The 13,605-nt window shown below is 70.0% G+C and carries 9 protein-coding genes; 2 read left to right on the top strand and 7 right to left on the bottom strand.

The window, feature by feature from the left end; translation table 11 throughout:
• Nucleotides 1-219 precede the first annotated feature (219 nt).
• Nucleotides 220-1,770 (top strand): FMN-binding glutamate synthase family protein, encoded by a 1,551-nt coding sequence (locus ACIOEW_RS01165; protein WP_401960278.1) that lies wholly within the window; start codon nt 220-222, stop codon nt 1,768-1,770.
• Nucleotides 1,771-2,139: 369 nt separating this feature from the next.
• Here ACIOEW_RS01165 and ACIOEW_RS01160 read toward each other — a convergent pair whose 3' ends face one another.
• From ACIOEW_RS01160 to ACIOEW_RS01135, 6 genes are all read right to left on the bottom strand, one after another.
• On the bottom strand, nt 2,140-3,171 hold the full coding sequence (locus ACIOEW_RS01160; RefSeq protein WP_401960276.1) for a LacI family DNA-binding transcriptional regulator: 1,032 nt from the start codon (nt 3,169-3,171) through the stop codon (nt 2,140-2,142).
• A gap of 272 nt (nt 3,172-3,443) precedes the next feature.
• A complete protein-coding gene (locus tag ACIOEW_RS01155) occupies nt 3,444-4,904 on the bottom strand; it encodes a GH1 family beta-glucosidase (protein WP_401960275.1) in 1,461 nt (486 codons plus the stop codon).
• Nucleotides 4,905-5,053: 149 nt separating this feature from the next.
• Complete coding sequence (locus ACIOEW_RS01150) at nt 5,054-5,974, bottom strand: carbohydrate ABC transporter permease (protein ID WP_362543023.1); 921 nt, start codon at nt 5,972-5,974, stop codon at nt 5,054-5,056.
• Between the two features lie 15 nt (nt 5,975-5,989).
• Entirely contained in the window at nt 5,990-6,979 is a 990-nt protein-coding gene (locus ACIOEW_RS01145) for a carbohydrate ABC transporter permease (protein ID WP_401960274.1), read from the bottom strand.
• A gap of 207 nt (nt 6,980-7,186) precedes the next feature.
• Nucleotides 7,187-8,515 carry an extracellular solute-binding protein gene (locus ACIOEW_RS01140; RefSeq protein WP_401960273.1) on the bottom strand — a complete coding sequence of 443 codons (1,329 nt, stop codon included), beginning with the start codon at nt 8,513-8,515 and terminating at the stop codon, nt 7,187-7,189.
• Nucleotides 8,516-9,247: 732 nt separating this feature from the next.
• Nucleotides 9,248-9,943 carry a FadR/GntR family transcriptional regulator gene (locus ACIOEW_RS01135; protein ID WP_401960272.1) on the bottom strand — a complete coding sequence of 232 codons (696 nt, stop codon included), beginning with the start codon at nt 9,941-9,943 and terminating at the stop codon, nt 9,248-9,250.
• Between the two features lie 174 nt (nt 9,944-10,117).
• Here ACIOEW_RS01135 and ACIOEW_RS01130 point away from each other — a divergent pair, with 174 nt between their 5' ends.
• Nucleotides 10,118-11,902: a 2-isopropylmalate synthase gene (locus ACIOEW_RS01130; protein WP_401960269.1), complete on the top strand. Its 1,785-nt coding sequence runs from the start codon at nt 10,118-10,120 to the stop codon at nt 11,900-11,902.
• Nucleotides 11,903-11,990: 88 nt separating this feature from the next.
• On the opposite strand, the gene ACIOEW_RS01125 is transcribed toward ACIOEW_RS01130, so the two are convergent.
• Entirely contained in the window at nt 11,991-13,481 is a 1,491-nt protein-coding gene (locus ACIOEW_RS01125; protein ID WP_401960268.1) for a cellulose binding domain-containing protein, read from the bottom strand.
• Between the last annotated feature and the right edge of the window lie 124 nt (nt 13,482-13,605).

The raw sequence follows: 13,605 nt of genomic DNA, 5'->3' as shown, positions 1-13,605 counted from the left end.
GGCGCCCGGCTTCGACGACCGCTTCTCGCGCCGCGCAGCCCGGCGCCGTGACCGGCCACGCCGCGCCGCACGCGGTGCACTCACGCACCCTGCCGCGACCGCCCCTCCACGAGACTTCTACCATCATGTGGCGTTTCGCCGGCGGGCGCCGGTGCGTGCCTCACCGCGTCCGCCACGCAGCGCTGGAGCCGGATCGAGCAGTCGACGAGAGGAACGTTCATGCGCGCCCGGAGTATCGGAGCGGCCGCCGCCGCAGCAGTGGCGCTGGTGGCTGTCCGCGACCTCGCCCAGAAGAAGCACGCACTGCTCAGAAACTTCCCCGTGGTCGGGCACGCCCGGTACCTGCTGGAGAGGATCGGGCCGGAGCTGCGGCAGTACGTCGTGACGTCCAACGAGGAAGAGCGCCCGTTCAGCCGGGACCAGCGCACCTGGATCTACGCGTCGGCGAAGGAAGAGAACAACTACTTCGGGTTCGGAACCGACGTGGACGTCGAGCACGTGCAGGGGCACGCGTACATCAAGCAGCGGACGTTCGCCGGCGCGTTGCCGGATCTGCACGACCCGCAGAGCCCGCTGCCCTCGGCCAAGGTGCTGGGCGGCCCGCGGGGGCGCGCCAAGGCGTTCCGGCCCGCGAGCGTCGTGAACATCTCGGCGATGAGCTTCGGATCGCTGTCCGGCCCGGCCGTCACGGCGCTCAACAAGGGCGCGGCGCTGGCCGGTGCGATGCAGAACACGGGCGAGGGCGGCCTCTCGCAGTACCACCGCAACGGCGGTGACCTCGTCCTCCAGATCGGGACGTCATACTTCGGCTGCCGCAACGAGGACGGCACCTTCAGCCTCGACAAGCTCAAGGACGTGATCGCGGGAGCCCCGGTCAAGGCGATAGAGATCAAGCTCTCGCAGGGCGCGAAGCCGGGGCTCGGCGGGCTGCTGCCGGGCGCGAAGGTGACCCCCGAGATCGCCGAGATCCGCGGCATCCCGGCCGGCGAGGACTGTGCCTCGCCCTCTCGGCACACCGCGTTCCACGACGTCGACTCGATGCTCGACTTCGTCGAACTGCTCGCCACCGCGACCGGTCTGCCGGTCGGGATCAAGAGCGCTGTGGGGGAGATGAGCTTCTGGCAGGAGCTGGCCACCCTGATGGCGCGTGGTGATCGCGGAGTCGACTTCGTGACCATCGACGGAGGCGAGGGCGGCACCGGAGCAGCTCCGCTGATCTTCTCCGACTCCGTGTCGCTGCCGTTCCGGATGGGCTTCTCCCGCGTCTACGGCACCTTCGCCGAGCGGGGTCTGACGGACGACATCACCTTCATCGGCTCCGGCAAGCTCGGACTGCCCGAGAACGCCGTCGTCGCGTTCGCCCTGGGTGTCGACATGATCAACGTCGCCCGTGAGGCGATGCTGTCCATCGGCTGCATCCAGGCCCAGAAGTGCCACACCGACAAGTGCCCCACCGGCATCGCCACCCAGGACCCGTGGCTGGTGCGGGGCGTCGACGCGCCCTCGAAGGCCACTCGGGCCGCCGTCTACCTGCGCACCCTGCGCAAGGAGCTACTGAAGATCTCGGGCGCTGTCGGCGTCGCCCACCCGGCGCTCATCACCACCGGCGACATCGAGATCATGAACGGCGACTACGACGCCCGCGTGCTGGCGAGCGTCTACGGCTACAAGGACGGCTGGGGCGAGCTCGGCCCGGAGCTCACCCAGGAGATCACCGCGCTCCTCACCGCCGTACCGGCACCCTCCCGTGAGGCCGGTACCGACGTGTGACGAGTTGTCGGTGCCTGATCGTCAGCGGCTCGGCAGGACTTCTACGCCCACCCGCCGCAGGCCCGGAGTGCCTCCCTCGCACCCGGCACGGGTTGAGGTTGCGTCGGGAGCTCGACGTCGGCCGCGCCCTCGGCCGACGGCGTTGAACTCCCGCTCGTGGCTCTGCCGGGATCACACGACGCCTGGGGCCGCGCAGCGGAATAGCACGGCCATCGCGAGGGGGGACCGGAACGGCCCGGCGCCCCGCCCGTTCACCGCGCCGGGGGTACCGGACGGCCAACTGCCCGACGGTGGCTCAGCTCGCAAAGCCGCGGCCGGCCAGTTTCGCAGGGGAGCTGGGCGGGACCCGCGGCCCTCCCGCGCCCGTCCTCACGACGAGTCCCGGACCACCAGTTCGGTGGGCAGCACGATCTGCGGGCGCTCGGTGTTCTCGCCCGCGATCTCCGCCAGGAGAACCCGGGTCATCTCCCGGCCCATCTCCTCGATCGGCTGGCGCACGCTCGTCAGCGCGGGGTCCATGTGCCGGGCCACGGACGAGTCGTCGAAGCCGACGAGGGCCACGTCGTCCGGGATGCGCCGGTCGGCCTCGCGCAGCACCTGGCGGGCGCCTGCGGCCATCAGGTCGGAGGCGGCGAAGACCGCGTCCACGTCGGGGCGGCGGGCGAGCAGTTCGCGCATGGCCCGGACGCCGCCTTCCTCGGAGAAGTCCGCGGGGGCGATCAGCCGCTCGTCCGGTTCGAGGCCCGCGTCGGCCAGGGCCCTGCGGTAGCCGTCGAGGCGCCGCTGGGCGGCGTAGACGTCCAGCCGCCCGGTGATGGTGGCGATGGAGCGACGGCCCCGGGAGACCAGGTGCTCGACGGCGCAGCGGGCGCCCTCGAAGTTGTCCGAGTCGACCGAGGGCAGCGGCTCGGTGGCGGACCTGCGGCCGTTCATGACGGCGGGCATGCCGAGCTGTTCCAGCAGATCGGGCAGCGGGTCGTCGGCGTGCACGGAGACCAGCAGCACGCCGTCGACGCGGTGCGCGGTCAGGTACTGAGCGAGTCTTCGGCGTTCGCGGTCACTGCCGACGAGGGTGAGCAGCAGCTGCATCTCGGTGTCGGCGAGGGCGGCGCCCACTCCGCGGACGATGTCGGAGAAGTAGGGCTCGGTGAAGAAGCGGCTCTCGGACTCGGGCACGACGAGCGCGATGGCGTCCGTCCGGTTCCCGGCCAGGGCGCGGGCCGCGCGATTGGGTACGTAACCCAGCTCGGCGACGGCCGCCTCCACCGCCTCCCGTGTGTGCGCGCTGACCCGCGGTGAGCCGTTGATGACCCGTGAGGCGGTACCGCGCCCCACCCCCGCCCGGGCCGCGACCTCTTCGAGCGTGGGCCGGCCCCCGCTCCGTACTCGCGCTGCCGCCATGGCTGCCTCCCGTTCGCGGTCAATTTCTCACAGTCGGATAACCAAACCAAGTCCTGGCGTCGGGTCCCTTGACACTCAACGGGGCCGGTCGGCTGCTCCCCGGCCGGACCATGGGAGCGCTCCCACTCTACGCGCGTGGTCAAGCGGGTCCCGCAGGTCGCGGCGACGGGGCGGAGGGAAGAGCTGCGGACACGACTGAGGCCCGGCACGGGGCCGGGCCTCAGGGGTGGTGCGGGTACCGCGACCGGCAGGGTCCGCCGGGAAGGAAACGGTCAGGAAAGGCCGCCCTGCGGCAGCGCGTGACGGCGGATCACATCGGAGTACCAGTGCGCGCTCGACTTGGGAATGCGGCGCTGGGACGCGTAGTCGACGTACACGGTGCCGAAGCGCTTCGAATAGCCGTACGCCCACTCGAAGTTGTCCATCAGCGACCAGAGGAAGTAGCCGCGGACGTCCGCTCCGTCTGCCACCGCCCGCTGTACGGCGTCGAGATGGCCGTGCAGGTAGGCGATCCGCTCGGGGTCCACCACCCGCCCCTCGGGCGAGACGTAGTCGTCGAAGGCGGCGCCGTTCTCGGTGACCATCAGCGGCAGGCCGGGGTGGTCGCGGGTGACGTCCATCAGCAGGTCGTACAGCCCGTTGGGGTCGATCGACCAGTTCATCGCGGTGCGCTCCTTCCCCTCGGCGAGGTGGAAGGCGACGTGCTCGGAGCCGGGCCACGGGGAGTGGTCGCTGGCGCCGTGGACATCGTTGCCAGAGCCGCCCTCGCCCTTCTCGGGCATGGAGACCAGCGTCGGCGTGTAGTAGTTGACGCCCAGGACGTCGACCGGACGGGAGATGGCGGCCAGGTCGCCGTCCTGCACCAGCTTCGACCAGTCCACCAGGTGCGCGGTGTCGGCGAGCAGGTCCGCGGGGTACTCGCCGCGCAGCATCGGGCCGGTGAAGATCCGGTTGCCGACCGCGTCGATCCGACGGGCGGCGTCCGCGTCGGCCGCGCTCGCGGTCAGCGGGCGGACCTGGTGGAGATTGAGGGTGACCGAGGTCTGCGCACCAGCGGGGAGTTGATCGCGCAGGACCTCGATCGCCCGGCCATGGGCGAGGTTGAGGTGATGGGCCGCCCGCAGGGCGGAGGCGGGCTCGGTGCGGCCGGGAGCGTGCACACCGGAGCCGTATCCGAGGAAGGCCGAGCACCACGGCTCGTTGAAGGTGGTCCAGGTCGCGACCCGGTCACCGAGCGCGCCCGCCATGATCGCGGCGTAGTCGGCGAAGCGGTCGGTGGTGACCCGCTGGGGCCAGCCGCCGGCGTCCTCCAGCTCCTGGGGCAGGTCCCAGTGGTAGAGGGTGGCCACGGGTGCGATGCCGGCTTCGAGCAGCTCGTCGACGAGCTTGCGGTAGAAGTCCAGGCCGCGCTCGACGGCGGGGCCGCGGCCGGTGGGCTGCACGCGGGACCAGGAGATGGAGAAGCGGTACGCCTTCAGCCCCAGCTGCTTCATCAGCGCCACGTCGTCGCGGAAGCGGTGGTAGTGGTCGGCGGCGATGTCTCCGGTGTCGCCGTTGTGGACCTTGCCGGGCGTGTGGCTGAAGGTGTCCCAGATGGAGGGGGTGCGGCCGTCCTCGGCAGCGGCGCCCTCGACCTGGTAGGCGGCGGTCGCCGCCCCCCAGACGAAGCCCGTCGGGAATTGCGTTGCCTCGGGCGCCTGCTTCGGGGCGATGTCAGGTCGTACGGCAGTCATGCGGGAGCGCTCCCAGGGGTGGACGGACAGGGGCGGTGAAGGGGTGGAACTCCGGAGCCCGTACGGCCCGTGGTCAGGTACGGGCCGTACGGGATCTCCGGGACTCTTGGAACTTCCGGGGTTTCCGGGAAGAGACGGCCGACGGGACGTCAGCCCTTGACGGCTCCGGACATGATCCCGCCGACGATCTGCTTGCCGAAGATCACGAACACCACGAGCAGCGGCAGTGTGCTGATCAGCGCGCCGGCCATCACGATGCTCTCGTCGGGGGTGTAGGAGGCCTTCAGTGAGCCGAGGGCCACCTGAAGGGTGGGGTTCTGCTGGTTCAGCGCGAGGTAGGGCCAGAAGAAGTCGTTCCACGACTGGACGAAGGTGAGCATGCCCAGCACCATCATCGCGGGGCGGGCCACCGGAATCACGACGCTTCGCACGATACGGAAGTTGCTCGCGCCGTCGATCTTGGCGGCCTCGATCAGCTCGTACGGCAGCGCCTCGATCAGGTACTGCCGCATGAAGAACACGCCGAACGCGCTGACCAGGGTCGGGAAGATCACCGACTCCAGGCTTCCGCTCCAGCCGAGGTCGGACATCATCATGAACAGCGGGACGACGCTGAGCTGCGGCGGGATCGTCAGGGTCGCGATCACCCCGGTCATCAGCGCGCCGCGGCCGCGGAAGCGCATCTTGGCGAAGGCGTAGCCGGCCAGGGTGCAGAAGAAGAGCGTCGCCAGCGTGATGCAGCCGGAGACGATGAAGCTGTTGACGATCGCCTTGCCCAGGTTGGCCTGCTCCCAGGCGGCTTCGAGGTTGTGGAACAGCCGTCCACCGGGCAGGAAGGGCGGGGTGGTGGCCAGAACTTCGTCCTGCGTGTGGGACGCGGCCACGAGGGTCCAGTACAGCGGCAGCAGCGAGCCGATGCCGACGACGGTCAGCGCGATATAGGCGAAGGGGCCGCCCTTCAGCTGCTGTCCGGCACCGGGCTTGAAGCGGCTGGGACGCTTCTGCGCACGGTGCGCGGTGCGCACCGGGTGGACGGACCCGGGAACTTTGGTGGGGCTGGTGATGGTCATGGATATCGCTCCCGGTCAGACCGCGGATTTGCGTACGAAGCGGCCGATGAACCAGTTGACCGCGGCGATGATCAGCAGGATGGCGAGCATCGCCCAGGCCACTGCGGCGGCCGGACCGAGATGACCCAGTTTCCAGCCGTAGTTGAAGAGGTAGATGCTGAGCGTCTCGTACTGGTTCTCGTTGCCGCCGGTCGCACCGAGGGCGCCGCCCTCCAACAGCAGCGGCTCACCGAACAGCTGCATGGAACCGATGGTCGAGATGACGATCGTGAACAGGATCGTGGGCCGCAGCGAGGGAATGGTCACCTTGAGGAACTGCTGCCAGCGCGAGGCGCCGTCCAGCGAGGCGGCCTCGTACAGATCGGACGGAACGGCCTGCATCGCGGCGAGGTAGATCAGCGTGTTGTAGCCGGTCCAACGCCAGATCACGATGACCGAGATGGCGATCTTGGATGTCCAGTGGCCGTTGGCCCAGTTGGTGTCACCGAGGCCGACGAACTCCAGCGCCCAGTTCAGCAGACCGCCGTCGGCCCGGAAGACCAGGGCGAAGACGAGGGCCGCGGAGGCCACCGAGGTGGCGTACGGGGTCAGGATGACGGTCCGCCAGAAGGTACTGGCGCGGAGCTTGTAGTTCAGCAGGTGCGCCAGACCGAGCGCGACGAGCAGCTGCGGAACCGTCGACATGACACCGATCAGGAAGGTGTTGGTGACGGCCGTCCAGAACTCCGAGTCATGCAGGATCTTGTCGAAGTTGCCCCAGCCGACCCATTCCATCTGGTCCAGGCCGGTCATCTCGACCCGGTGCAGGGCGATCCAGCCGGTGTAGATCAGCGGATAGAGCCCGAAGGCGCCGAAGACGAGGAAGAACGGGGCGATGTAGGCGTACGGCGACGCCTTGTCGTCGAACCGCCAGAGGCGGCTCCGCCACGTCTGCCGACGGTCACCCACCGGCTTCTTCTGAGGTGGCGGGGTGTATGCGTCCCGGGTGGGAGACGAGATGGCCACGGGCGGAATTCCTTCCCTGGAGTGCTTGAGTTACCCGGGTACGAGGCAGGGCCCAGGGCGCCTGCGGTGGGCTTCCACGGGGCGGCCGGGGAGGTACCCGGTCGCCCCGTGGAAGCCCGCCGGCAGACGCGTCCCGCACGGCCACGCCCCTGCGGGACGGCGACGTGCAGGTGCGGGCGGCCCGGGGGCCGCCCGCCACTGCGAACGTCAGCCGATCACCTTGTCGATCTGCCCCGTGGCCGCGTCCCACGCCTTGTCGGGGTCGGTTCCGCGCTGCTCCATGTTGTTGATCTGGGTGGAGATGGCTTGCTTGATGTCGGCGTCCTTCGGGCCGATGATGGCCTCGGGGATGGACTTGGCCTCATCGGCGTAGATCTCGCCGATCGGGGCGTCGCTGAAGTACGGGAGCTTGCCGCTCTTCACGTCGGCCAGCTCGTACGCGCCCTTGTTGGACGGGAAGAGGCCGACGGCCTTGAAGACGGCGGCCTGCTGCTCGGGGGCGGTCAGCCACTTCACGAGCTTGCCGGCCTCGTCGACGTTCTTGCCCGACTTGGGCACACCGAGGAACGATCCGCCCCAGTTGGCGGCGGACGCGCCGGGGGCGGTGGTGATGTCCCACTTGCCCTTGTTTTCTTCACCGGCGTTCACCGAGATCTGGGCGGCCATCCAGGCCGGGCAGACGACGGTGGCCATCGTGCTCTTGCGCAGAGCGGCCTTCCACGGGTCACTGAACTGGGCGAGGCCCTGGGTCAGGCCCTTGTCCGCGGCCTCGGCCGACAGGTTCCAGCCCTGCTTGACGCTGGGGCTCTCCTTGTAGATCGCCGTGCCGTTCTCGTCGTAGTACTGCTTCGGGCTCGAGCTGACGACGGCGTTGAACATCGCGCTGGCGGAGTCCATGAAGTACGTGTCCTTGGGCGCGTTCTTCTTGTACTCCTCACCGAGCTTGAGGTAGTCCTCCCAGCCCCCGGCGAACTTCGCGGCGACTTCCTTGCGGTCGGTCGGCAGGCCGGCCTTCTTGAAGAGCTCGGTGTTGTAGCAGAGCGACATCGGGCCGATGTCGGTCCCCGCGCCGATCACCGCGCCGTCCTTCGCGGTGGCCTGCTTCTCCTTCCAGGACACCCACTCGTTGACGTCGATGACCTTGCTCAGGTCGGCGAACTTGTCCGCCTGGGTGTCAACGAGCTCCTTGATGCGTCCGACCTCGAGGCCATGGACGTCGGCCAGACCACTGCCCGAGTTCAGCTGCTGGAGCAGCTTGGGGTAGTAGTCCTCCTCCTTGGCGGTGGTCTCTTCCTTCACCGTGATGTTCGGGTGCAGCTCGTGGTACTTCGCGAAGAGGCCGGCTTCCTTGTAGCCGAACTGCCCGAAGTCCGCGACGGTCAGCGTGATCTTCCCGTTCGCGTCGGAGGACGTGTCGTCCGACGAGTCGGAGTCGCTGCTGCAGCCGGTCAGCAACAGCGCCGTGGCTGTCAGGCCCGTGGTGGCCAGAACCGCGACTCTGCGGCTCCGACCGGCGGCGGTGCGGGTGATACGCATTCCACTACTCCTTGTTCCAGGGTGGGACTGGCTCACTGCGTGACATACGCACTGGTGGGTGCGGGTGCCGAAGGGTTCAGGGGGGAGGACACGGGCAGTGCCGTTCGCACGAGAAATCCTCTTGCGATATGGGAGCGCTCCCATGCGTCGATGTCGGAAGGTTGCTGCCTGAGGGGGGTGGGTGTCAAGAGTTGAAGACGCTTCCGTTGCGCGAGCGTGTCCTGCAAGTCACGAGACCGTGTCCGGCCGAAGGCTTGCCAAAGCGCGTCACCATCGGAAGCGGACTGGTCGATTCCCGAATTCCCGCAGGTGGCAGCCCTATTGAGAGTGGATCTCCCGCTCGACTCCGGGAAGCGGACGCGCGCACGCCTATTTTCCGGCACCCCCCGGAAACACCCTCCGCCACCCCCGATTCCTCCGACCGGGCCCGCCGGAAGGTGAACGGGATGCGCCGCCCAGGGGGCACCCAGGCCCACCTCCGCGTTCTTTCCCCGAAGTCGAGCCCCGGACGGTGGCCGAAACGACGACCCGACGGATGACCGGAACAGTGCCCGCACGAAAGCCGCCGATCCGGGCAACCTGGACTACCGGGACGGCCTGGGCCGCCGGGACGAGACGGACCAACTGGGCGCGCCGGGCGACGTGATGCGGGCCGGGACGCACGGGCGCCGATACGCCGCAGCCAGGGCCGGCGGGTGCGGACCGGGCGGGCGGACCGACCCACCGCACCCCTCAGGCGGCGCGCAAACGGTCCAGGGTGTGCTGCAACTCCCCCTGGGCCGCCCGGCCCGCAGACTCCGCGTCACCCGCCACCACGGCGGTGACCAGCGCCCGGTGCTGCGCCTCACCGTGGTGGGGGTCGCCGCGGCGCAGCCCGAGCAGATCCACGAGGTCGATCAGGGCCTGCCGCAGCGCGGGGGCGAACTCGGTGAAGAGATCGGTGAGTACGGGGTTGTGGGCGGCCGCCACGACCGTCCGGTGCAGGGCGATGTCGGCGTCCACGAACGCGGCGTCGTCCGGCCCGGCGCCCGCCGCCCGGCGCGCCGTGAGCGCCTCGTCGAGCGCGATCAGGTCCTCGTCGGTGCGGCGGCGGGCGGCCAGCCGGGCGGCCTGGACCTCGATGAGCATGCGCACCTCGTAGACGTCGGTGACCGAGGCCCGGCGCAGCCTGACCGGCCACTCCTCCGTCGCGTGGTCGGCGATGACGAAGACCCCGGCGCCCTGGCGGGACCGGAGCAGGCCGAGCGTGGCGAGCGTCCGCACCGCCTCGCGCACGGTCGAGCGGCCCACACCCAGCGTCTTGGCGAGCGTGGTCTCACCGGGGATCTTCGTACCGACCGGCCAGTGCCCCTCGGTGATCTGCGCGCGCAGATGACTCGTGGCCTGTTCGACCAGGGGGCTGGGGCGGAGCGGACCGAGCGAGGACACGAATTCACCTGTCAGGTTGTCTGAGGACTTGCTTTCTGGCTACTGTACCGGCCATGACGTACCGCGGTCTCCTTCTTCTCGGCTGCCGCGGCGGGGCCTGAAGCGATCGGCACCCCGCCGCGGGGTGCCGTGCTGTGCCGGTCGCATCCGGCGATGCGAGAAGAGACCACGTTCATGTCCGAGCTCACGTCCGAGTTCATGTCGGCCGCCCCGTCACCGATGCACGGCTTCCCCACGATCTGCACCCCGCGCGGGCCCGTCCCCGAGGCCGCGCCGGACTGGAATCCGCAGCGCTCCAGCTCGATGCCGTCGCACCGTTACCGGTCGGCCTTCGACCGGGTGGACATCCCGCTGACCGGCCGGAGCTGGCCGCAGGCCCGTATCGGCCGCGCCCCGCTCTGGGTCCCCGTCGATCTGCGGGACGGCAACCAGGCCCTCTCCGAGCCGATGGACACCCCGCGCAAGCGCCGGATGTTCGATCTGCTCGTCGCGATGGGCTTCAAGGAGATCGAGGTCGGCTACCCGTCCGCGAGCCGCACCGACTTCGACTTCGTACGGCATCTGGCGGAGAGCGGGGCCGTACCCGACGACGTGACCGTGGTCGTCTTCACCCCGGCCAGGGCCGAGCTGATCGAGCGGACCTTCGAGTCCGTCGCGGGGATGAGCCGGGTGGTCGTCCACCTCTACATCCCGACCGCGCCCGTCTGGCGTGACGTCGTCCTGGGGCGGAGCCGGGCCGAGGTGCACGGTGTCGTACGGGACGCCGGGCGGCTCATGGACCGGCTGGCGAGGGCGAGGCCGGACGCGGACATCCGCTTCGAGTTCTCGCCCGAGGTCTTCATCCTGACCGAACCCGACTACGTCCTGGAGATCTGCAACAGCCTCACCGAGCTGTGGGACGCCTCGCCGGACCGGCCGGTCATCCACAACCTCCCGGCCACGGTGGAGATCGCGACACCGAATGTCTACGCGGACCAGATCGAGTACATGCACCGCCATCTGGACCGGCGTGAATCCGTGATCCTCTCCGTCCACCCGCACAACGACCGCGGAACGGGCGTGGCCTGCGCGGAGCTCGCCGTGCTGGCGGGGGCGCAACGGGTGGAGGGCTGCCTGTTCGGCAACGGGGAGCGCACCGGCAACGTCGACCTGGTCACCCTGGCCCTCAATCTGCACGCCCAGGGTGTCGACCCGATGATCGACTTCTCGGACATCGACGAGATCCGCCGCACGGTCGAGCACTGCAACCGGCTGCCGGTGCCGCCGCGCCATCCGTACGGCGGCGACCTGGTCTACACCGCGTTCTCGGGCACCCACCAGGACGCGATCAGCAAGGGGTTCGCGCACCGGGCGGGCAGCGACTCCGAGCTGTGGTCGGTGCCGTACCTGCCGATCGACCCGGCGGACGTGGGGCGTACGTACGAGGCGGTCATCCGGGTCAACAGCCAGTCCGGCAAGGGCGGCATCGCCCACCTGCTGCGGAACAACCACGGGGTGGACCTGCCGGCGGGGATGCGGGCGGACTTCTCCCGCACGGTGCAGGAAGCGACGGACGACAGCGGTCTGGAGGCGACGCCGGAGGACCTGTGGAAGCTGTTCGAGGCGACGTATCTGACCCCCGGTCGGGACGGATCGGTCGCCCTGGCCTCCTGGTCGGCGGAGGGCGGCCCGGCCGGTGAGTGCCGCTTCGTCTGCACGCTGCGGGCGGACGGGCGCGAGGGCGACTACGAGGGCACGGGCGGCGGTGCGGTGTCGGCGTTCACGGACGCGCTGGAGGGTGCCGGAGTGAAGGTCACGGTCCTCGACTTCGCGGAGCACGGGGCGTCCGGGGGGACGGTGACCGCGTACGCGGAGTGCCGGGTCGGCGATCGGGTGTGCTGGGGCGCGGGCCAGGACGCGTCGGGGGTGGCCGCGTCGGCGGCGGCGGTGCTGTCGGCGGTGAACCGGGCTCGGGTGTAACGCAGTTCGGGTGGCACATGGGGCGCGCATCCCGGCCGGGTGGGGGGATTGTGGGGGCCGGCCGGGATGCACGGGCGGGGGAAGGTGGCTACTTGTAGGCGCCGAACGCCTTCGTGAAGGCGAGCGGCTCCTGCGCGATCGAGCTGCACGAGGCGTCCGCGGAGGGCTTCGGCCCGCCCGCGCACTCCTTGTCCCGGGTGCCGGACCACATCGCGAGCCAGGCGAGGCCCTTCTCCTTGGCGAAGGCCACCAGTTGGGTGGCGTCCTCGACCTTGAAGATCTCGGTGCTGACGTCGTTCACGCCGATCATCGGCGTGACGGCGACGGCCTTCCACGCGTCCGCGTCGGAGAGGCCCAGCACGCCCTTGACCTGGGCCTGGGTGGCCGTCGCCGCCTGGATCGCGTACGCGCCCATGTCGCCGCTGTAGGAGGCGCCGTAGTCCATCGCCATCACGTTGACCGCGCCGACGTCCACGCCGTTCTTCTTCGCGTCCGCGATCAGGTCCACGCCGGGCTGGGTGAGGCCCTCGGGCATCACCGGCAGGGTGAAGGAGACGTCCAGGCCGGGGTGGGACTTCTGGAGCTGGGCGATGGCCTGGGAGCGCCGCGAGTTGGCCGCCGTGTCGGGCAGCGCCCCGCCCTCGATGTCGAAGTCGACCTTGGTCAGCTTGTACGTGTCGACGACCTTGCCGTAGGCCGCGGCCAGATCGGCGGCCGAGGTGCAGTTCAGCGCCAGTTCGGAGCCGGAGGCTCCGCCGAAGGAGACCCGGACGTCGCCGCCGGCCGCGCGCAGGGCGCCGATCTGGGAGGCGACGTGGTCGTCGCCAAGCCCGGTGACCCCGCCCCAGAGCGGGGCGCAGCTGCCTCCGGAGGTGATGAAGGCGAGGTTGAACTGCTTCACGCCGGTCTTGGTGGCGGTGTCGACCAGGTCGTACGCCGGGTAGAGCGAGGTGTCGACGTACGGGGCGAAGCCCGCACCGCTCGTCGTGCCGCCGCCGTCGGTCTCGGTGGGCGTGGGGGTCGGTGTCGCGGTGGGGGTGGCCGAAGCGGTCGGGGTGGGCTCTTCGGTCGGGGTGGCCGAAGCGGTCGGGGCGGGGGTCGCGGTCTCGGTGGGGCGGCCGCTCGGCTCCGGTGTCGCGCCGGTGTCGACGGAGCACGTGGCGTCGTCGATGAGGCAGCCGGTGGGGTCGGCGGCCGTGCCGTCGGAGCTGGTGACGAAGCCGATGGTGACGGACTTGCCGGGCGCGAGCTCCTTGTCCCAGCTCGCCGGCCTGACGGTGACGTGGCTGCCGCTGACGGTGTGCTCGCCGTTCCACAGGGAGCTGAGCTTCGTGCCCGCCGGCAGGTCGAACTCGAGCGTCCAGCCGGACTTGGCCGCGCCGGTTTCGTTGGTGACGACGTACTGCCCGGTGTAACCGCCGGTCCAGCCGCTGGTCCTCGTGTACGCGGCGCCTACCGCTGCCGCCTGGGCCGTGCCGGTGAGGGCGAAGACCGTGCCGCCGATCACGGCCGCGGCGACTACTGCGCCGATCGTCTTGGTCCTGGTGCTCGCCGTGCGCCGGTGCGTGCTGGTGCCCATCGCGTTCCTGCCTCGTCGTACGGAAGTGGGGATGCGGGAGCACGCTAGCGGCACCGAATCCGACAAACAGCTCGATTCGGACCGGAGTTGATGTTCTTAGGGTTGGCTTAAGGAGCGCATCGGC

This window comes from Streptomyces sp. NPDC087901, from assembly GCF_044742205.1.
Classification (GTDB): Bacteria; Actinomycetota; Actinomycetes; order Streptomycetales; family Streptomycetaceae; genus Streptomyces.
This window is presented reverse-complemented; position numbering and strand designations above follow the sequence as displayed.